Origin of the sequence: Clostridium estertheticum subsp. estertheticum, from assembly GCF_001877035.1 — a bacterium.
Taxonomy (GTDB): Bacteria; Bacillota; Clostridia; order Clostridiales; family Clostridiaceae; genus Clostridium_AD; species Clostridium_AD estertheticum.
In genome coordinates this window covers 1,745,877-1,767,200 of sequence record NZ_CP015756.1, presented here as the reverse complement: position 1 = coordinate 1,767,200, position 21,324 = coordinate 1,745,877, and the positions used below count along the sequence as shown (strand labels likewise).

At 32.2% G+C, this 21,324-nt stretch carries 16 protein-coding genes; 1 reads left to right on the top strand and 15 read right to left on the bottom strand.

What is annotated here, in order from left to right:
* Nucleotides 1-269: 269 nt before the first annotated feature.
* The 10 genes from A7L45_RS08190 to hutH all read right to left on the bottom strand — a co-directional run bounded on the left by A7L45_RS08190 (nt 270) and on the right by hutH (nt 12,485).
* Nucleotides 270-1,433, bottom strand: coding sequence for an iron-containing alcohol dehydrogenase (locus tag A7L45_RS08190; RefSeq protein WP_071612325.1), 1,164 nt, complete (start codon nt 1,431-1,433; stop codon nt 270-272).
* A 48-nt stretch (nt 1,434-1,481) separates the two neighbouring features.
* Entirely contained in the window at nt 1,482-2,231 is a 750-nt protein-coding gene (locus tag A7L45_RS08185) for an MBL fold metallo-hydrolase (RefSeq protein WP_071612324.1), read from the bottom strand.
* Nucleotides 2,232-2,451: 220 nt separating this feature from the next.
* Nucleotides 2,452-3,474 (bottom strand): formimidoylglutamase, encoded by a 1,023-nt coding sequence (hutG, locus tag A7L45_RS08180; protein ID WP_071612323.1) that lies wholly within the window; start codon nt 3,472-3,474, stop codon nt 2,452-2,454.
* A 134-nt stretch (nt 3,475-3,608) separates the two neighbouring features.
* On the bottom strand, nt 3,609-4,229 hold the full coding sequence (locus tag A7L45_RS08175) for a cyclodeaminase/cyclohydrolase family protein (protein ID WP_071612322.1): 621 nt from the start codon (nt 4,227-4,229) through the stop codon (nt 3,609-3,611).
* 70 nt (nt 4,230-4,299) lie between these two features.
* Nucleotides 4,300-5,196 (bottom strand): glutamate formimidoyltransferase, encoded by an 897-nt coding sequence (gene ftcD, locus A7L45_RS08170; RefSeq protein WP_071612321.1) that lies wholly within the window; start codon nt 5,194-5,196, stop codon nt 4,300-4,302.
* 30 nt (nt 5,197-5,226) lie between these two features.
* The gene (gene hutI / locus A7L45_RS08165; RefSeq protein WP_071612320.1) at nt 5,227-6,480 is read right to left on the bottom strand and encodes an imidazolonepropionase; all 1,254 of its coding nucleotides are present in this window, start codon (nt 6,478-6,480) and stop codon (nt 5,227-5,229) included.
* Between the two features lie 22 nt (nt 6,481-6,502).
* Entirely contained in the window at nt 6,503-8,530 is a 2,028-nt protein-coding gene (locus tag A7L45_RS08160) for a urocanate hydratase (protein ID WP_071612319.1), read from the bottom strand.
* 95 nt (nt 8,531-8,625) lie between these two features.
* On the bottom strand, nt 8,626-9,258 hold the full coding sequence (locus tag A7L45_RS08155; RefSeq protein WP_071612318.1) for a HutD/Ves family protein: 633 nt from the start codon (nt 9,256-9,258) through the stop codon (nt 8,626-8,628).
* 91 nt (nt 9,259-9,349) lie between these two features.
* The gene (locus A7L45_RS08150; RefSeq protein ID WP_071612317.1) at nt 9,350-10,855 is read right to left on the bottom strand and encodes an amino acid permease; all 1,506 of its coding nucleotides are present in this window, start codon (nt 10,853-10,855) and stop codon (nt 9,350-9,352) included.
* 100 nt (nt 10,856-10,955) lie between these two features.
* On the bottom strand, nt 10,956-12,485 hold the full coding sequence (hutH, locus tag A7L45_RS08145) for a histidine ammonia-lyase (RefSeq protein WP_071612316.1): 1,530 nt from the start codon (nt 12,483-12,485) through the stop codon (nt 10,956-10,958).
* Between the two features lie 365 nt (nt 12,486-12,850).
* On the opposite strand from hutH, the gene A7L45_RS08140 reads away from it, so the two are divergent.
* Nucleotides 12,851-15,829 (top strand): ATP-binding protein, encoded by a 2,979-nt coding sequence (locus A7L45_RS08140; protein ID WP_071612315.1) that lies wholly within the window; start codon nt 12,851-12,853, stop codon nt 15,827-15,829.
* 118 nt (nt 15,830-15,947) lie between these two features.
* On the opposite strand, the gene A7L45_RS08135 is transcribed toward A7L45_RS08140, so the two are convergent.
* Genes A7L45_RS08135 through A7L45_RS08115 form a run of 5 tightly spaced genes read right to left on the bottom strand, consistent with a single transcriptional unit; the run spans nt 15,948 to nt 21,293 of the window.
* Nucleotides 15,948-17,231, bottom strand: a complete 1,284-nt coding sequence (locus tag A7L45_RS08135) for a cation:dicarboxylate symporter family transporter (RefSeq protein WP_071612314.1) — start codon at nt 17,229-17,231, stop codon at nt 15,948-15,950.
* 42 nt (nt 17,232-17,273) lie between these two features.
* Nucleotides 17,274-18,812, bottom strand: coding sequence for a citrate lyase subunit alpha (gene citF / locus A7L45_RS08130; RefSeq protein ID WP_071612313.1), 1,539 nt, complete (start codon nt 18,810-18,812; stop codon nt 17,274-17,276).
* 50 nt (nt 18,813-18,862) lie between these two features.
* Complete coding sequence (locus A7L45_RS08125) at nt 18,863-19,735, bottom strand: HpcH/HpaI aldolase/citrate lyase family protein (protein WP_071612312.1); 873 nt, start codon at nt 19,733-19,735, stop codon at nt 18,863-18,865.
* 12 nt (nt 19,736-19,747) lie between these two features.
* The gene (citD, locus tag A7L45_RS08120) at nt 19,748-20,011 is read right to left on the bottom strand and encodes a citrate lyase acyl carrier protein (RefSeq protein ID WP_071612311.1); all 264 of its coding nucleotides are present in this window, start codon (nt 20,009-20,011) and stop codon (nt 19,748-19,750) included.
* 25 nt (nt 20,012-20,036) lie between these two features.
* On the bottom strand, nt 20,037-21,293 hold the full coding sequence (locus A7L45_RS08115; RefSeq protein ID WP_071612310.1) for a methylaspartate ammonia-lyase: 1,257 nt from the start codon (nt 21,291-21,293) through the stop codon (nt 20,037-20,039).
* Nucleotides 21,294-21,324 lie beyond the last annotated feature (31 nt).

The following is a 21,324-nucleotide window of genomic DNA, read 5'->3' as shown; positions in this document are numbered from 1 at the left end:
GTGTATGTTAATCTAAGAGTGGTTCTTTCCGCTATTATAGTTAATTTCTATTTTATAAATATCCAAATTCAGCTCTGCTTAACAATCTTTGAGTGATAATTTCGTCATCTTTTATATTTCTTGTTTCCATTAGCAAAGCAAATTGATCGCAATCCTTTTACAACGTGACTTTGCTACAAATCAAAGAACCCGCTTTACAGCGAGTTCTTTGATTATACTTATTTGTTATTAATTAAATTTCGTAAAATTACCCTTATTGAAAATGTTTTCTAAAAAGCAGCTTTATATATATTTAGTACATCCTGTGCATCTAAAGGTTTGAAGCTTCCAAGTTTTCCACGTACAGTAGCTTGTTTTGCCATTTCTTCTAGTTTTTCTTCCTTAATTCCAACTTCTCTTAATGTGGAAGGTATTCCTAATGATGCAAAGTGCTCTCTTGTTTTTTTAATAGCATTATGAGCTATTTCATATTTGTCACAACTAGCATCAAGTCCCCAAACATTAACTCCATATTCAACAAACTTGTTTACTGTATTATCATTTAGCGCGTACTCCATCCAATGTGGTGTTAAAATTGCAAGCCCAACTCCATGAGTAATATCATAAAATGCACTTAACTCATGCTCCATTCCATGAACACTCCACTCTGTTTCTTTTCCATAACTTAATAAACCATTTATAGCAAGACTTGATGTCCACATTAAATTAGATCTTGCTTCATAATTTGTAGGGTCAGACATTGCTATTTCTCCATATTTTATACAAGTTTTAAGAAGTGCTTCTGCCATTCTATTTTGCATAAAAGCTTCATTTGTATTACTAAAGTACACTTCAAAAATATGGCTCATGATATCAGCTGTACCTGCTGCTGTTTGATTTGCAGGCACTGAAAATGTATAGGTAGGGTCTAATATTGAAAACTTAGGTGCCATATCTTTATTACCAGTGCCTAATTTTTCACTAGTTTCTAGATTTGTAATTACTGCTCCTGCATCCATTTCAGAACCAGTCGCCGCTAATGTTAATATAGTTGCAATTGGGAGAACTTTACTTATTTTTCTTGGATCAAGTACAATGTCCCATGCATCACCATCATAATAATAGCCAGCTGCTATTACCTTTGAGCAGTCAATTACACTTCCTCCACCTACCGCAAGTATAAGGTCTACTTTATTTTCTCTGCATATTTCAATCCCTTTTTTTACACTTGATATTCTTGGGTTAGGCTCTACACCTGATAACTCAAAGAATTTTATTTCATTTTTGTTAAATATATCTGTGATTTTACCATATAATCCGCTTTTCTTTATGCTACCACCACCGTAAACTAGCAAAACTTTTGAGCCATACTTCTTTACGTTTTCTGCAAGTTTATTTATTTTATTTTTTCCAAAAAATATTTCTGTCTGTATTGAATAATTAAAATTTAACATTTTTTAATCCCCTTTATTTTAAAATTAGATTTATTTATAATTAACTTATTATAATTTCATAACCAATTTTTTCTCCAAAGAATTGACACCTTCAGGAGTATGAGTTGATAAATAAACTGTATCATTTTGCTTAATAAATTCTCTAACCTTTGATAAACTTTTAGCGGCTAAGTCTTTATCCTCGAATACAACCGAGAGTTCATTTCTTCTTAAGGCCTCATCTGTGTATGTTATATCCCCATGAATCATGTAATACAATGCATTATCTTCTACAACAACTATGGAATTTCCATTAGTATGACCAGGGGCAGGTAACATTATAATCCCATCAGCTATTATCTGACTACTGTCAAAGTTTTTATATTTACCATCCTTAAAATTAACTTTAATTATATTCTTTGAATCCAATTTCATATCATTTGCTTCAGTTTCGGATATATAAATTTTAGAGTCATTAAATAATCTCAGCTCTCCAGAATGATCAGGATGTTTATGAGTAATTACAACTTTATCAATATCAGAAGGTTTATATCCAACATTTTTTAGAGCGGCTGCAAAATCAGCAATTTTATCTCCCATGTATAACATTTGATTTGGAGTTCGTTCAAAAGGTGCTGTTTCAACTGGAAGTCCTGTATCTACTAAAATAAGTTCTTTTCCTGTATCTATTAAATAATTCTGTAAACTAGCTGGGTATACTTTATTTTGGTCAACATCTTCCTTCTTCATAGAGCCGCCTAGTGCAAACGCCTCCCTCATCTCGCCATTTTTATAAAATTTTAAAGCTATAATTTTCATTTTACTCTCTCCTTTTAATATCTAATAATTAGTAACTCTTTAATGTAATTATTTCAGTATTAACACCTACTATTAATAAATATGTTAATAAAGCAATTACTATTCTATCATATTTTACATTAATTGTGCAAAATTCAATTTCATACAATTAACTTCTTATTTACAATATACATTCTTTCAATCTTAATGTCAATAGCTTTAACTTAAATATCCCCCACTATCAATAAGAAGAAGCCGACAACCTATTTATTCCACAAATGGTATTGACAACAGAAAAAATTAATACAGCGGCCAAATTCGCTGTAACATCATCTTGATCAAATCTTGGTGATACCTCAGCTATATCAAAACTTACTACCTTATTTGACCTTAAAATGTATTTAAGAAACTTTAATACACGTTCCGGATCTAACCCAAGTGGCTGTGATGAACTTACTCCTGGTGCAAAAGCTGTAGAAAATACATCGGAGCATATAGTTACATATAGATAATCTTTTAATTTTATAAAGTCATCTATATCTTCCATCAGCTTCCAATTGTCATTATCTATAATATCCTTTGCAAGCATATATTTAACTCCAAGTGTATCAGCTGTTTTAAAAAGGTCTATAGTGTTACTGTGTTTTTGAACTCCAATACATAGATAAGAATATTCAAGTTCTCTCTTTATACAAATATCTGCAATTTGTCTAAACATTGTTCCGGAGCTGGTTACTTGTGTACAAGGTCTCAAATCAAAGTGGGCATCAAAATTTATTATCCCGATATTGGGCTTTTTGCTCCTTTGTGATAAGTAATCTAATGTACCCATATAATTTCCAAAAGCGACTTCGTGACCACCACCCAAAACAATAGGGAAAAGATTTAAGCTCAAAACCTTTTTGATTGCTTTCGATAATAGATCTTGACTTTCTTCAAGAGTACAGTCCTCACAGCATATATCTCCTACATCAAAAAGTTTTACTTCCTTTGAAAAATCACATGGCAAATTGGATAATTCTTTTCTTATGCTTTTGGGACCATTAGCTGCTCCTGTCCTACCTCCATTACGCCTTACGCCTTCATCACAACAAAAACCAATAAAAGCGAATCCTAGTTTTCCTGTATAGAGAATTAAATCATCTCTCTTTAAATCTATTATCTTTACACATTGATGCCATCTAAAAGCATCATAATTGCTTTCACTATCAGTTCGTCCCTGCCAAACCCCTTCATTTGTTATTTTATAATTTTTATCAAACATAATAATTAGCCTCCCAAATTATTTATAAAAATACATAGCTATCATCATTATATTTTGAATATAATGTTCAATCTGCTAAACATATTAAAAAACAACCCAAGGCAAATGATGATTTACCTTGGGTTGTAGCCCTATTATATAACTACTTTACTAAGTATGCGTTTTTCTCGCTCAACTACATTTGTTTCAAGAGCTGATACTTTTTTTTCAAATGTAGCTACAAACTCACTATCATTTATTGAGGCTAAATTTATTTTCACATTGTAAAGAGCTGATAGAACTGCACTTCTTGCCATCATAGCTGACACAGCAGCATCTGTTACTGCATTTTTATTTCCATGTTCTACTGCTATTTCTGAATATTCCATAAGTCTATATGCACTTTCTGCTATTTTGTATGGGGTCTCTGATGCATACTTTAATGCATTTTGGATAATTTCTTTTCTTGTAGCTTTTTCTTCATCATTGTTTTTTGGTAATTTGAAGGCATCCATTACACCATGAAAAGATTCTGAATCTGCATCAATATATTCTATAAACTTTTCTTTATATTTATTTGCTTGTTCATAAACTTCTTTCATCATAACTTCACTATCGTCATAACCCTTTTTGCCAATGGTTAAACTTGCAACCATTGAAACAAGAGCTGCCGCAGATGCACCTGATAGTGCCGCAATACTTCCCCCTCCTGGGACAGGACAATTTTGAGAAGTTTGATCAATGAATTCTCTAACACTTTTATCAACTAATAACATAATAATGTTCTCCTCCCTCTATATTTTAGACATAATATGAATAGGCGCCTAAAATAATCCTGTTAATTCCTTATTCTGAAAGTTTCTTTTCAAGTATTTGACTTATATCAAAGTTTTCTATTTGAAGATAATATTCAGCACAGTCTATTAATGCTTTCATAGGAACCAATCCAATAACTTCACTACCAACAACGGCTACTCCATAACGCTGAGCTTCCATTTTAACCATTTCATGTGCTCTGTATACAGCAGTCTTTTCATAATTTACAAGATTCATAGAAATTTGAACTATATTTCTTTCGCTAAGTTTAACGCCCATGGCCTTTACAAATCTAAGCCCGCCTCCTATAAATCTTACCTTTTTAGCAATAGCAGTTGCAATTTCCATATTATCTGTACCTAAGTTCACATTGTATGCTACAAGTGGAAATCTAGCACCTATAACAGTGCACCCACTTTTTTCATTCATTTCACATGGTCCAAAATCAGGTTTCCATTCTGGAAGTTTTATTTTTTCAAAGAATCCTTCATATTGACCTTTTCTAATATTAGCAAGATTTGTTCGTGATTTGCAAGTAGCTGCATCTTCATAAAGATAAACAGGTATATTTAATTCTTCTCCAACCTTCTTTGCAAGCTCTTTAGCCATCAAGACACATTCCTCTGTGGTAACATCTTGAATTGGAATAAATGGAACAACATCTGTTGCTCCCATTCTTGGATGAGCACCTTTTTGAGTCCTCATATCTATAAGCTCTGATGCTCTTTTAATTAGCTGAAAAGCCGCCTTTTTAGCGTCTTCAGGTGCAGCAACAAATGTAACAACTGTCCTGTTATGGTCTTTATCAGAAGAGTAATCAAGTAATTTTACATTTTCTGCATTTCTCACTTCATCAACTATACTTTCAATTATTTTCTTATTTATACCTTCACTAAAATTTGGAACACATTCTACTAATTTTGCCATATTATTATCTCCTTTGCTATTTAGGATTAATTATATATTAACAACTACATTCCCATCTTTAATTACTTTCTCCACAATGTTTATACCCGTATTATATGGTATAAAATTATAAGAAGGATATTTCAAAATAACAATGTCACCCTTCTTACCAGGGTCTATGCTTCCAATGGAATCTGCTCTACCGACTGCGGCAGCACCATTTATTGTAAGCGCCGTTATAGCCTCTTCCATACTCATCTTCATATATATAGCTGCCACTGCGAATACCAAAGGGATTGAATATGTAAAACAACTCCCTGGATTAAAGTCTGATGCCAGTGCTACGCCGCATCCACTATCAATCATCTCCCTTGCTCTTGCATATGGCTCTTTTAAGCAAAATGCAGTACATGGAAGGAGAGTCGAAATTACTTTTTTCGCAGCCATTGCCTTTATTCCCTCGTCTGAAGCATGTAATAAATGATCAGCAGATATTGCCCCCACCTCTGCTGCAAGCTCTGAACCTCCAAGAGTGACAATTTCATCTGCATGAAGTTTAAGTTTAAAACCCATTTCTTTTGCTTTTAAAAGAAGTTTTCGTGATTCCTCTACAGAAAAAACCTTGTCTTCACAAAAAACATCACAAAACTCTGCGAGATTCTCATCTTTAACAACAGGGAGAACATTATCTATAATAAAGTCAATGTACTCATTATTTTTCCCTTTGTATTCAGGTGGAATTGAATGAGCACCTAAAAATGTAATTGCGAGGTCCATAACATGTTCTTCATTAAGTTTCTTCATAACCTTAAGCTGCTTTATTTCCGTATCTAAATCAAGACCATAGCCACTTTTACCTTCAACAGTTGTTACTCCAAGCTTAATCATGTCATTAAGCCTTTCAAACCCAACATTATAAAGTTCCTCAAATGAAGCATCCCTTGTTGCTTTTACTGTGTTTTGTATTCCACCGCCTCTCTCCATTATATCCATATAGCTATCTCCCCTGAGTCTCCAAGCAAATTCGTCTGCCCTGTAGCCACCAAATATAAAATGAGTGTGAGAGTCTACAAATCCTGGAAGCACACATTTATTAGATGCGTCTATAACTTCAAAATCTTCTTCATTATAAGTTTTCAATATTTCTTCTGTAGTATTAACAGCTTTAATTATGCCACCTTCAATAACAACGGCCCCATTTTTAATGGTATGAATGTTTTTCATTTCCTCACCGTATTTTGCTTTGAACCCGCTACAAGTAACAAGCTCTGCGGCATTTATTATAAGTAAATCTTTTTTTATCATAAATACATCCCTCTCAAATATATTACTTATCAAAATGCTTACTAACAGTATCCGCTACAAGTTTTTCATTTGTTAAATATGGAATAGTAACATGGTCTGTTCCCCTATGTGTATTATTAAATTCTATGGCTGTTTCTATTGAATGCTCATTTCTTGCCCAAGAACGTCTTGCAACTCCACTCATAACATCCCAGGAAAGCGCAGATTTAATTATCTCATCTACTCTATAACTTCCGTCAAGTACAAGACCAAATCCTCCATTTATAGATTTCCCAATTCCAACACCACCTCCGTTATGAAGTGCTACAAGACTCATACCCCTTGCTGCATTTCCTGCAAAACATTGCACAGCCATATCTGCCATAACGTTACTTCCATCTTTTATATTAGAAGTTTCTCTAAATGGTGAATCAGTACCACTTACATCATGATGATCTCTACCCATCATAACAATTCCTATCTCTCCTTTTCTTACCATTTCATTGAACTTAAGAGCTATATTTACTCTTCCTGTAGCATCCTGATAAAGTATTCTTGCTTTGGTACCAACCACAAGATTATTTTTTTCTGCATCCCTTATCCAATTATAGTTATCTCTATCCTGATATCTTCTATTTGGATCTATACAGCTCATTGCAGCATGGTCTGTTTTAATTAAGTCTTCATTCTTTCCACTTAAACATACCCATCTAAATGGTCCATATCCATAATCGAATAGCTGAGGTCCCATTATATCCTCTACGTAAGATGGAAATATAAAGCCATCCTTTTCATCTACTCCATTTTTTGATATTTCCTTAACCCCAGCATCATAAATTGCTTTCATAAATGAGTTACCATAATCAAAGAAATATGTTCCTCTTTCAACCAATGTTTTTATAAGTTCAAAGTGACGTCTTAAACTCTTATCAACTAATTTACAAAAGGTGTCCCTATCCTTAGCAAGAAGCTCTGTTCTTTCCTCAAATGTTACTCCCTTAGGACAATAACCACCTTCATAAGCCGCATGACAGGATGTTTGGTCAGATAACAAGTCAATACTTTTGTTGTTTTTCACTATATACTCTAGCAAATCAACTATATTTCCATGATATCCAATTGACATTGGCTCTTTCTTTTTCAAATACTCCTCGGCAATTTCAAATACCTCATCAAGATCTGATGATTGCCTCATAACCCATCCTTGATTAAGTCTTGTTTGAATTCTTGATTCATCAACCTCAGCTACAATCCCCACACTATTTGCTATTTCAATTGCTTTTGGCTGAGCACCACTCATACCACCCAAACCTGATGTTACAAATATATGCCCTCTTAAGTCACCATCATTGGGAATACCAAGCTTCATTCTGCCTGCATTTAATAAAGTATTGTAAGTACCATGAACTATGCCCTGAGGTCCTATATACATCCATCCACCTGCAGTCATTTGTCCATAATTTGCAACACCCATTTCCTCTGCTATTTCCCAATCCTTTTGATTATCAAACATGCCTATCATCAGTGAATTTGTAATTATTACTCTTGGTGCATCAGGTTTTGATTTGAAAAGTCCAAGAGGATGTCCTGATTCTAAAACCAAAGTTTGATCTTGAGTCATTATTTCTAGATATTTCTTTATAAGTCTATATTGCATCCAATTTTGGCATACACTTCCTGTTTCACCGTAAGTAACAAGCTCATAAGGATATAACGCCACATCGGAATCAAGATTATTATCAATCATAACCTGAAAAGCTTTACCTTCTGCACATTTCCCTTCATATTCATCTATTGATTTTCCATATATTCTTCCTTCGGGCCGAAATCTGTATCCATATATTCTGCCTCTTGTAGTAAGCTCATTCATAAATTCTGGTATAAGCACTTCATGATATTTCTCTGGAATATAACGAAGTGCATTCTTAAGTGATATTTCTGTCTGAGATTTTGAAAGATGGAAGCCTCTATCTGGAGCTCTTCTTATACCCCTAACAAATTCAGGCATATTAGGCAAATAATCATCTAAAGAAATTGTCATAGCCTCTTTAATATTCATGTTGCTAATCATTTATTATCCTTCCTTTCTATATTTTATTTTACTTACATTTTAGTAAAGAATCGTCATTAAAACATCTATTTTTTAAGTTTATCATCTAAAATAATTTAAGTAGTTAGGAATATTGAAGCTCTTATAATACTCGCTTCTTCCTGACTACTATAAATTTTAAGTTCCGAATTATTTTCTTTCTCTATTGTAGTTACTAATGCTAAATCACCTTTATTAAGATTTATTGGTTTCTTTGTTCCTGTAACTATTTTCACATCACCTTTCACTACATAAAAAGCTTCTGTTATTTGAGAACACTTTAAAGAAGCATTCACATTGCTGTATAATATTATATCTTTAGTCTCACCTTTATTAAAAAAAATTGATTCTAATTTTCCATTATAATCTTGTGCCATCATTAAATTAAAATCTATTACCTTACCAAAACTTGTTGTTGTCCACTCTCCACTAAAATTATCCTGTTCAAATCTTTTTAGCACAGCATTATAATGTCCTTTATGTTTAAGAAGTATTTCTCCTTCAATAATCATAATGATCCTAGCTATTCCTGGTAAAGATGTAAATATAGATTCTTCTACTTCAACCTTTGCAGAACTTAGCCTCCATTTAAAATTACGATCAACATATAGTGAATCCCTAGGATAAATACAAAGCTCAGTTGTTGTACCCCCAGACCATTTACTTGTTTTATATTGCTCTTTTTTAATTATTTCAATATTGTAAGGCATTTATAAATCCTCCTGCTACTTCTTAAGATAAAATTCCTTAAGAAGTGTTACATTTTCATGTAATATCTTAAGGAATTAGTTTATTTGTTTATTACAATTTCTTATTATTTGATTTCTCGCAGTCTCTAAGCTCAAAATCACATTCCATGAGAGGGACTATCTTTGTTTTGTTTACTTTCTTGTATCCAAGGTAAAAACCTATAACTACAAGAATAATTCCATAGTTAGTTATAAAGTCAAACCAGCTGAAAGTTGCAGCTTTGAAAACCCATATATTAGCACCAAATAAAACAACAACACAAAGTATCAGTGCAAATATAGGACCAAATGGATAAAGCACTGCTTTATATTTTAAGTCTTCAATTTTTCTACCTTGAGCAACATAAGCTTTTCTGAATCTGTAGTGACAAACTGCTATTCCCAACCATGCTATAAAAATTGTGATTCCAGATAAGTTGTAAAGTATATAGTATATCTTACCATCACCAACAAGCGATGCAAGGAAAGCTGTTGATGCAACAGCTGCGGTAAGAATAAGTGCATTTGTTGGAACACCTCTCTTATTTAATTTTCCAAAGCATTTTGGAGCTTTTCCTTCTTTAGCCATAGCGTATATCATGCGAGATCCTGCATAAAGTCCTGAGTTACCACAGGAAAGAACAGAAGTTAATATAACTGCATTCATTATGGAAGCAGCAGCTGCGATACCAGATCTTTGGAATACCATAGTAAATGGGCTAAATGCTACATCTGATACACTATTTTTCAATAGATTGTGATCAGTAAAAGGAATAATAAAACTAATAACAGCAATTGCACCAATGTAGAATATAAGTATTCTCCAAAAAACTGTATTTATTGCTTTTGGTACATCCTTTTCTGGGTTTTCTGATTCACCAGCTGCAAGACCGACCACCTCTGTACCTGCGAAAGAAAATCCTGCTACTAAAAAGCCTGATAATATTGCTACTCCACCTCCAACAAATGGTGCAGCATGACCTTTGCCATCATTTATCACCCAATTACTAAAACCTATTGAATGGCCTCCCATGATTCCAAATATAATAAGTACACCAACAATAAGAAATACAATAATTGTTACTACCTTAATACTTGCAAACCAAAATTCACCTTCACCATATGCTCTTGCAGACATGAGATTTAAACTTACTAAAATAATCAAGAATCCTATACTCCAAAATGTTGTTTGAGTACTAGGTAACCAAAATTTAATAACAAGTCCAGCTGCAACCAATTCTGCCGCTACGGTGATAGCCCAGTTAAACCAATAGTTCCAGCCTAATGCAAATCCCAGCGCCGGATCGATAAATCTTGATGCGTAGGTTTCAAATGAACCAGCACTTGGTATCAATGTTGCCATTTCTCCCAGTGATGTCATTAAGAAAAACACAAGAATACCCATGATACCGTATGCTACAATTGCACCACCAGGCCCTGAAGAACTAACGGCGTTACCACAAGTAAAGAATAGACCTGTTCCGATTGCACCCCCTATAGCAATCATGTTCATATGTCTTGGTTTTAGAGATCGTTTTAACCCACTTTCACTTGTATCCTCTACTACATTATTACTCATAAAAGCCTCCCTTTATTTTGTTTACACAAAGTTATTTGTAATCTCCAAGACAGAAAATAATTTCTATTCTGTGACACCCACTTTTCTACTTTATGTTATATTAATATTCTATTTCAACTATTTTTTCTACTGCTTCTAATAATTTTCCGCTCTTAACAAGTTCAGTAACTCTATCTAAATCTTTATACATAACTATATCGTACTCAATAAAGTCTACAGATTTCCTAACTAAATTGTAAGCTTCTTGGGTTGCCATGCCAAGTTTAAATCCAGCACCTTTTCTGAAATCTATAGCTTGACATGCAGCTAATATTTCTGTTGAAACTACTCTAGTTGCATTATCAACTATGTCTCTAGCCTTTCTTGCTGCTATTGTTCCCATACTAACTAAGTCTTCTTGATTAGCTGATGAAGGTATTGAGTCTACTGATGCAGGATGAGCTAGTATTTTATTTTCAGATACTAAAGCTGCTGCTGCATATTGGGTAATCATAAATCCTGAGTTTAATCCACCATGTTTAGCTAAGAACGCTGGCAAATCATTCAATTGAGGGTTGATTAATCTTTCTAATCTTCTTTCAGATACGCTAGCGATTTCAGCTGATCCAATTCCTAAGAAGTCAAAACTTAACGCCATAGGTTCTCCGTGAAAATTACCTCCTGAAATTACATCCCCTTCTTCTGTTACTATAGGATTATCTGTAACTGAATTTATTTCCATTTCAACTTGAGCTTTTACATAATTTATGGCATCCTTGCTTGCACCATGAATTTGTGGTATACATCTTAATGAGTAAGCATCCTGCACTCTTATTTCGCCTTGTCTTGTTACATAAGTACTGCCTTCAACTAGTTTTAATATATTTCTTGCTGTTGCTAGTTGTCCTGGATGTGGTCTTAGTACATGAATCCTTGGATCAAAAGCATCTGTAATCCCTCTTAAAGCTTCCATTGACAAAGCTGCCGCTATATCACTAACTTTTAATAACTTTATGGCATCATAAGTAGCTAAAGCTCCTGTTGCAGTTAAAACTTGAGTGCCATTTATAAGTGCTAATCCTTCTTTTGCATCAAGTTCTATTATGGTAATTCCTGCTCTTTCCATAGCAATGCTGCCTGGTAATATTTCTCCTTTATACTCTGCTTCCCCTTCGCCAATCATAGGTAAAACCATATGTGCAAGTGGAGCTAAATCTCCTGATGCCCCCAAAGATCCTTTTTCAGGAATTATTGGATAAACTCCTTTATTAATCATTTCAACCAGTGTTTGTAAAGTATTTGGTCTTATTCCTGAAAATCCTTTTGATAGTGCATTAGCTCTTAAAAGCATTATAGCTCGTACAACGTCATTTGAGAATTTAGTACCATATCCACAAGCATGTGAACAGATCAAATTTCTTTGAAGCATTCTACAATCTTCTTTAGAAATACTCACATTACAAAATTCGCCAAAACCTGTAGTTACACCATAAACAGCCTTTTCATTTTTAACTATATCATCAATTATCGCTCTTGATTTTTTAACTCTTTCTAGAGCACTTTCTTTTATTGAAACCTTACAACCTCTTCTAGCTATACTTACCATTTCCTCTAAAGTTAAATCATTCCCTGTCAAAAATATTTCTTTCATTTCTCTTACCCCCTAAAATTTATAGATTGTGTAAACGTTATCTTCATTTTGTTTTGTTTTTATAAATACTTATGTTTAATTTTAACATCAAAGCGTCAAATAAGTGTCTATTATAAATTTTTAACAAAATATACTTAAATCTGAAAATATATACTGCACCTTAGTAGCTCATTAAAGTTTTTCACATTTAAATGCATTTATATCCTTGACCTAATCATATTCTCCCTTTCCGTTCTTCCATTTCTATAACATTTTACCATTACGTCTATATTACATCTATTAATTCGGAATTATATTTTGGATTTCATTCAAATTGTAGTATACTTTGTATAAGAAAGTTCGTGGAATTATATGGGAGTGATTTGATGGATTATATATATTGTAAAATGTTTGGTAATTTCAACTTAACTGTCAATAAGGAGGAAATATTTTTCCCTTACAGTAAAGCTCAAGGTCTATTTTGTTATTTACTACTAAATAAGCAAGATAACAGAGAACATATTTCAGAACTTTTTTGGGCTAATCAAGAAGAAGGTTATGCCAAAAAGAATCTAAGAAATGCTATCTATAAAATAAATAAATGCTCTAATGTTTCGGTATTGGTGTCCCCTCAAAAATCAATAATTATGCTCAATCCAAATATAGAAATAGATGTGGATATATATAAGTTTATGAGCGATGAAAATGAAATAGATGTTTTTAAAGGAGAATTTCTACAAGGATTTTGCCCTAAAAATGCGGAAAATTTTGAAATTTGGATATTAGAAATGCGTGAAAATTTGCAATGTATATATAGAGATAGATTAAATAAAAAAATAGAAAAGGAATTCCAAAATAATAATTATAATATTGTTGAAAAATATTCAAAGTTATTAATAAAAATAGATGAATTTAATGAAAATGCTTATGTATATTTACTTGAAAGTTATAAAAAACAAGGCAAATATACCATAGCAATTGAAGCATACAATAAAATTAAGATATTATTTAAAGACGAACTATCCATTTCTCCTAACGATAAAATATTAAACGTAGTTAATGAAATAGTAGATATTATGAATACAAGGGGAATTAATAAAAACACTGATGAATTTTTCTATGGCAGATATAATGAATTGAGAATATTACAAAATACTTACAATGATTTCAAGAAAAATGGATGTTTAAAATCCGTGCTTTTGGTAGGTGAAGCCGGTATAGGTAAAACACGACTTAAAGATAAATTTATAGAAATAGTAGATGTGGATACAACTTATGTTTTAGAAACTTATTGTTTTCAATTTGAAAAAGATTGCATTTTAAAGCCATGGACTGTTATATTATCTAAACTATCTCAAATTATGAAATGTAAAAAAATAAAAATTCCAAGTTTATGGGAAAATATTATTGAAAATTGTTTTTCAGGTTTTAATAAATTAAGCAATATAGAACAAAGCATTAAAATTTCAGATAATGAATACACGTTAAAATATGAATTAATTAGTAATATAATAACTAATATACTTACTAAAATAGCAGAAACAAAAAAAGTAATACTTATTTTTGAAGATATACAGTGGATTGATAATGGTAGTTTAAGGATTTTAAGCAGTATGATTTTACATTGTAATACTAATATTTTGTGTTTCATGACCTATAGAAATGAATACAATATTGAAATAGATAAATTCCTAGTCTCAGCAAATAATCATAATAAAATTTTAAGGCTTGATTTGTTAAGATTTAATAATGTTGAAGTAGAAAATTTTATTAAAATTGTTCTTCCCAAAAACAACTTTAATAAAGAGATATTAAATAAAATATACAATGAAACTGAAGGAAATGCATTTTTTTTAACAGAATATATTAATACTATAAAGTTTAATAGTGATATAAATATTATGTCTTCTAAAATGAAAGATATAATGAAAAGTAGGTTTTTAGATATTTCAGAAGAATGTAAAACTATTTTACGAATCTCATCTTTATTTTTTGATGAAATTCCTTTATACATTTTACATGAACTTACAGGAGAAGACGAACTTAAAATAATTGATTCAATAGAAGAACTTGAAAACAAATTCATATTAAAAGAAGTTACTACCAATAATGTACTAAGTTTTATGTTTACGCATCAGAAGTTAAGAGAATTCATTTATATTAATCTGTCCCTGGCGAGAAGAAGAATTCTTCATAATAAGATAGGATATATTATAGAAAAAAGTTTAACAAATAGCAAGCAAGATGTAACCATTTACAATAAACTTGTTTATCATTTTTCAAATGCAAATAATAATATATTAACATTGAAATATAGTATAAAAAGTTTAAATGTATATTTGAATTTTAGCCATGAACTTTATCCAGTTCTATATTCTAAAGATGTTAATTTTTATAATAACTTATATTTTACTAATAGCAAAACAATTAAAAGCATAAAGAAAATAGAAAAAGGAAGATATCTTATACGTGAAGGAGATTATGAAAAAGGTGTTAAGTTCATAAGTGAAATGATAGAAAAAGCTAATGAAATTGATGATTCAGATTACTCTATAGAAGGATATAAGCAGATGATATATTATTGTATACAGACCAATAATATTGATGGAATGATAAAGTATGTAAATATGGGTTTAGATAAAGCAGCAGATTGTAATTATCATATGGAAATAGGTGTATTTTTACGATTTAAAGCACTATATAAAAAAATGCAGGGAAAATATAACGAAGCAGAGAAACTCTTTAATGAATCTATAAATGTTTTTAATGTAACTAAAAGTTTAGCTGATAAATATGCTTTAAGTATAGCCGCCGCTTATAACTATATAGGAGATATAAGAAGACAAAACATGAAATTTCAGGAAGCTTTAGAATTTTTTAAAAAAGCAATAAAAATATGTGAAGAAAAAAATATACTTACCAGTCTTTCTATTTTTAGTATAAATGCTGGTGAAACATGTTTTAATATGGGAGCGTATTCTAAGGCAAAAATGTATTTTCAAAGGGCTATGGATATATATAAACAATTCGATTTAATGTGGGAAAAGTCTATTGTAGAATCCTTTATGTCTAAAATAATAATTGATGAAGGAAATTATGAAAGTGCTTTAGAATATCTAAAAAATTCAGATTTACATTCAAGATTGCTAAAAAATCCTCATGAAATTGGAATCGTATATATGGTAAAAGCTCAAATTAAAAATGAAATGAAAAATAATGATAATTTAAATAAAATTTTTAATATATACTTGCATGAAACTTTACAATTCTATTGTGAAAATAGCATTAAATTTTTGACTTCCTCAAAGGACAACTATGAAATAGATTTGCTAAACACCTTAATGAATAAAGATAATATTCTTTAAGGGTAGAATCTATTATTCTAATGCCCAAGATTAGTCCCAAACATTAGAATCAAGTAACCCCATATCCTTAGATATGGGGTTACTTGATTCTAATGTTAAATAGCCCAGCCACTAAATATTATAAACTACTTACTGCTACTTCTTTCAATTTTTCTACATATTCCTTTCCTTTTTTAGCATTATATTGATGTTCCCATTTAGATACAACCACACAAGCAAGTGAATTACCAACTACATTTACTGCTGTTCTTGCCATATCTAATATACGATCTATACCTGCTATAAATGCTAACCCTTCTACTGGAATACCAACAGATCCTAATGTTGCCATAAGCACTACAAATGATACTCCAGGAACCCCTGCTATTCCTTTTGAAGTGATTGCTAATACAATCACCAAATTAATTTGCGTAAGCAGTGGTAAGTGTATTCCATATAATTGAGCAATAAAAAGTGCTGCTATTGCTTCATATAAAGTGGATCCATCTAGATTAAAAGAATATCCTGTTGGTATAACAAAGGATGCTATTGCCTTTGGACAACCAAACTTCTCCATTTTTTGCATGATTCTTGGTAAAACTGTTTCAGAACTAGCAGTACTAAATGCCAAAATTAGTTCATCCTTTAAAAGTTTTATAAAAGAAAATATATTTATATGCACCATTTTAGCTACTAACCCTAAGACAACGATTACAAACAATATCATAGCACCATAAACTGTTATAGCTAATTTGCCAAGTGGAATTAACGCAGAAAGACCAAATTTTGAGACTGTTATACCTATTAATCCAAATACACCGATTGGTGCCACCTTCATTATTTGATTGGTTACCCAGAACATTGATTGAGCTGCCCCTTCAAAGAAGTGGAGAACTGGTTTGCCTTTTTCTCCAACTGCCCCAATTCCTAAACCAAACATAACTGAAAAGAAAATGATTGGAAGCATATCCCCTTTGCCTAATGACTCCATAATATTAGTTGGCACAATATTTACAATGGTATCTATCAACCCATGAGTCTTAGCCGTTGCTGCACTCCCTGCATAACTCGAAATACTTGTCTTCACAAGTGAATGCATATCTATGCCGGTTCCTGGATGAACTACATTACCTATTATTAAACCGAGAAAAATTGCAATTGTAGTAATAACTTCAAAATATACAATTGTTTTAATACCAATTTTTCCAACTTCCTTTCCATCTCCCACACCTGCTACACCTACAACTAATGAGCAGAAGACAATTGGTACAACTATCATTTTAATTAACCTTAAAAAGACATCCCCCATTGGTTTAAGTACAACTACTAATGTTGGATTACCATAAAATATAGCTCCTACTATAACTCCTAAAATCAGACCGATAACAATTTGCACAGCTAATGTCAATTTTATTTTCTTCATAAACATTGCCCCCTCTTGCTAAATTGGTTTTTGAATTACCTTCTATAGTGGCTTTCGAACCACATCAATTACAGAACCATCTCTATATTCTATAACTGCAACTATTTCATCTGAAAATTCAATTGCCTCCGGTTTACCTGTTATTTTCTCAGCTATATCTTTTAACTCACCAATTTTCCTTATAGGAAGGTTAGTATTCTTTAATTTCTCTATTATGTCTGTCCGTTTTGGATTAACTGCTATTCCTCTTTCTGTTACAATAACATCAATACTCTCTCCGGGAGTAGTTATCGTAGTTATATTATCCTTTATAATTGGAAGCCTTGCCTTAGTTAATTGTGTTACAATTATTGTGAGTTTAGCCCCTGCTGCTGTATCACTATGGCCTCCAGAACCACCCATGATAGTTCCATCGGAGCCCGTGGTTACATTAACATTAAAATTTGTGTCTATTTCCGTAGCACCTAATATAACTATATCTAGTTTGTTTACAACTGCACCTTTGTTATCTGAATTTGCGTACATGGATGCAGACATTCTTTGATGTTTATAAGTACTTACATAAGACTTAATTGCTTGCATATCAAAACACTGTACATCAAATAAAGATCTAAATAACCCTTCTTCAAACATATCTACAAGGTATCCAGTTATTCCACCTGATGCAAAACTTCCAACTATAGCATTCTCCTTCATATATTTTCTTAGCTCCGCAGCTACAGCTAAAGAAATACCACCTGCCCCTGTTTGAAATGACATTTCATTTTTAACAAGCCCGCTCGCCACCATAACCTCACTCGCCATTTTAGCTATTTTAAGTCCCACTGGATCCTTAGTGATTTTCGTAGTACCTGATACTATTCCGTCTGGATCACCGATGGAATCTACTTTTACAATATAGTCTACATATATTTGACTTATTTCTATTGGGCAAGCTGGGTATGGAACTAAATTATCAGTAACTGCTACAACCATATCTGCACACTGGGCATCTGCTACTGCATATCCTAAGGCTCCGCAGGCAGATTCCCCATATAATCCATTGATGTTTCCATAGTTATCCGCTGTTGGTGCTGCAATGAAAGCCACATCTATATGTAAATCTCCACTTTCTATTGCTCTAGCACGTCCACCATGGGTGTGCATTATAACTGGTGTTTTTAATATTCCCCTTGAAATTTCTTCTGCTATTGGACCTGACATATAATTAGTCACTATTTTAGTAATTACGCCGTTTTTTATATGCTCAATTAAAGGAAAATTATTGGGGAACAGAGCGCTTGCAGCTAAAGTAATGTTTTTTATTCCTCTTTTAGCAATTGCATCCACCACTAAATTCAATACATTATCGCCATTTCTTAAATGATGATGGAATGAAATAGTCATCCCATCCTTAAGCGAAACCTTATCAAAAACACTATCCATGTCAGGTAATACCTTTTCATTATCTGGCATTACAGAGTTTAGTTTTACTTCTTTCTTAAGTTTGGTGCCTGCATTTTTAAATGCACCTTCAAATGGGATTACTTTTCCATAGCCTTCTATATATTCTGGTATCTCTCTGCCTAATATATTTTTCATTATTATCACCTCAATTAGCTAATCCACTAAAATAGATTTTACCTATGCTTTTACATAACACCTAAAAGCTTTGCTAATTCTACTGTGTTTTTAGCTCTATTTATAACTGGTGCATCTACCATTTTCCCATCTAAGGAAAATACTCCTTTACCATCTTGTTCTGCTTCTATCATAGCCGTGAGGACTCTTTTGGCGTGTTTTATTTCTTCTTTTGTTGGAGCAAATACAGAATGAATAAGATCAATTTGTCTTGGATTTATTGCAGCTTTACCTGTGAGTCCCAAGCTTTTAGCTCTAACTGTGTCTTTTACTAGTCCCTCAAAATCGTTTGTATCTGTAAATGGGGTATCAATAGAATCTATCTTCATAGCCTTACAAGCAATTGCTACTCGATTTCTTGCATAGAAGATTTCTTCTCCTTCTTTAGTTCTTTTTATACCTAAATCTGAGGTTAAGTCCTCTCCTCCAAGTAAAACAGCTACTACCCTTTTGGAAGATTTTATTATATTATATACATTTTCAACTCCATAGGCAGTTTCCACAATAGGAATTAACTTTATACTTCCATTTTCAAAACCCTCATTTGTTTCTATTTTTGTAAGTATTTCATCTATAGCCTCAAGCTCTTCTTCTGTAGCTTTTGGTATCATTAATGCATCCGGTTTAACTCTTGCAATTACATCAATATCCTTTTGTGCATATTCAGTAGTAAATGGATTTACCCTTACTACTACTTCCACATTATTGTAATCTACATTCTTTATTGCTTCTTTAACCAAAATTCTAGCACTATCTTTTTCTGTTAAACTAACAGCATCCTCTAAATCTAATATAATTGAATCAGCACCTAGAATTCCTGCATTCTGAAGCATCCCTGAATTATTTCCTGGCATAAAAAGCATAGTTCTTCTGAATTTTTTCATATAAATCACCTCTTACTGAGCTCTTTTTGTAGCAGTTTCAATTCTAGCCTTTATTGTATAGTTTAATGCACCCTTATCTAGAGCAGTTACTATAACATCTTCTACTCCAATTTCATTAAGTGTCTCTAGTATTACTCTTTTTATTTCATCCCCAAATTGTTTCATAACAATACTTTGAAGCTTTATTTCAATGCCACCCTTATGATTTGGCATAAGCATAATATATATATCATTAGATTCCATTGTTCCCGCTTTGGATGGTTTATTAATTTTCATGGCATCACCTCACGCAAAAATTAAATTATTTATAAGTTACCTTATTTTTTCTATTAACTAAAGCTACAACCCTATTCATTTCGTTATTAACTATCATGTACCCTTCATCTACACCCATTCCTGGTTTTGCTAAACATTGGTCTGCTCCACAAGCAATAGCTATGTTTGTGCATACTTCTGCAGATCTATTAGTCTCATTACATGTTCCACCACAGTATGCTCCACGACCCTGTTTTTTGCAGTATAGTATTGATTCGATTATATTGTTAACTCCACCTAAATCCGGTGTTTTTATTTGAAGCATATGACCTGCTTTCTTATCCGCAAATAATACTACGTCTTCATATGTGTTACACCATTCATCTGCAACTAATTCTACATTAATTTTTCTATTATCAAGTTCTGCCGTTAAATCTGCTAATGATTCAACTTGTCTTTCTCTGTGCTCAACATCCATTGGTCCTTCGATTCTTAAATGGAATGGTTTTGCAGCTTCTTCAAGTGTTGATATATAATCTGCCATAGCTTTTATATCATTATTAAACGCAATTCCTATTGTTCCATATACGTCAATGTGGAATATTGGATTATAATTCTCATCAGTTCTTAAACTTAGCACTCTATTACTTAACCACTCAACATAAGCTAATAATTTTTCGCCCTTAAGTCCTAATTTCTCTTTTACGTTGTTTATTAATGCATGAGGCATTACATCTGCACCCTTTATTATCATTTTATCTACACTATTATATCTATCATCGCCTGATTGTGTAAAAATGGGAATTCTCTTGATTTCTACGCCAGTATTGTATTCCTCACGTACGATTTCTGCCATTGTTACCTTTTTAGATTTTGCAACAGCATCAAGAATAGCCTGAGTTATCCCGTACCTTATTGCTGTATGAAGTCTTTTACCATTTACTAACATGTGATCAAACTCTTCTGCGAGCATTTTAAAGCTTTCTAATTCTCTACCTATTAATTTCGGTGTTATTTCTTTTTCAATAATTGGTATAAAATCTTTTGAGAGGAATAATGGATCCCTTCCACCAGCACCAGAATATTGTACTGCTGCACAATCTCCATAAGCCACCTGGCCATCTTCAAGTATAATCATTACTGATATTGACTCTCCTGCTTGCCTAATAGATTTAAATCCTTCTGTTACTGCTTCACCTACATATGAAAAGCCATCATGTTCTGCACCACTTTTTATAGATCTTTGGTCATCAAAATAAAATCCTGTTCTTCCTGTTGAACATACCACATCAATAATTTTCATAACATACACCTCTCCTTATAAAATTTTTAAA

Excerpts from the sequence above, each read along its gene's own strand:
- A7L45_RS08190 (WP_071612325.1), bottom strand. The coding sequence starts at position 1,433 with ATGTTAAATTTTAATTATTCAATACAGACAGAAATATTTTTTGGAAAA.
- A7L45_RS08185 (WP_071612324.1), bottom strand. The coding sequence starts at position 2,231 with ATGAAAATTATAGCTTTAAAATTTTATAAAAATGGCGAGATGAGGGAG.
- hutG (WP_071612323.1), bottom strand. The coding sequence starts at position 3,474 with ATGTTTGATAAAAATTATAAAATAACAAATGAAGGGGTTTGGCAGGGA.
- A7L45_RS08175 (WP_071612322.1), bottom strand. The coding sequence starts at position 4,229 with ATGTTATTAGTTGATAAAAGTGTTAGAGAATTCATTGATCAAACTTCT.
- ftcD (WP_071612321.1), bottom strand. The coding sequence starts at position 5,196 with ATGGCAAAATTAGTAGAATGTGTTCCAAATTTTAGTGAAGGTATAAAT.
- hutI (WP_071612320.1), bottom strand. The coding sequence starts at position 6,480 with ATGATAAAAAAAGATTTACTTATAATAAATGCCGCAGAGCTTGTTACT.
- A7L45_RS08160 (WP_071612319.1), bottom strand. The coding sequence starts at position 8,530 with ATGATTAGCAACATGAATATTAAAGAGGCTATGACAATTTCTTTAGAT.
- A7L45_RS08155 (WP_071612318.1), bottom strand. The coding sequence starts at position 9,258 with ATGCCTTACAATATTGAAATAATTAAAAAAGAGCAATATAAAACAAGT.
- A7L45_RS08150 (WP_071612317.1), bottom strand. The coding sequence starts at position 10,855 with ATGAGTAATAATGTAGTAGAGGATACAAGTGAAAGTGGGTTAAAACGA.
- hutH (WP_071612316.1), bottom strand. The coding sequence starts at position 12,485 with ATGAAAGAAATATTTTTGACAGGGAATGATTTAACTTTAGAGGAAATG.
- A7L45_RS08140 (WP_071612315.1), top strand. The coding sequence starts at position 12,851 with ATGGATTATATATATTGTAAAATGTTTGGTAATTTCAACTTAACTGTC.
- A7L45_RS08135 (WP_071612314.1), bottom strand. The coding sequence starts at position 17,231 with ATGAAGAAAATAAAATTGACATTAGCTGTGCAAATTGTTATCGGTCTG.
- citF (WP_071612313.1), bottom strand. The coding sequence starts at position 18,812 with ATGAAAAATATATTAGGCAGAGAGATACCAGAATATATAGAAGGCTAT.
- A7L45_RS08125 (WP_071612312.1), bottom strand. The coding sequence starts at position 19,735 with ATGAAAAAATTCAGAAGAACTATGCTTTTTATGCCAGGAAATAATTCA.
- citD (WP_071612311.1), bottom strand. The coding sequence starts at position 20,011 with ATGAAAATTAATAAACCATCCAAAGCGGGAACAATGGAATCTAATGAT.
- A7L45_RS08115 (WP_071612310.1), bottom strand. The coding sequence starts at position 21,293 with ATGAAAATTATTGATGTGGTATGTTCAACAGGAAGAACAGGATTTTAT.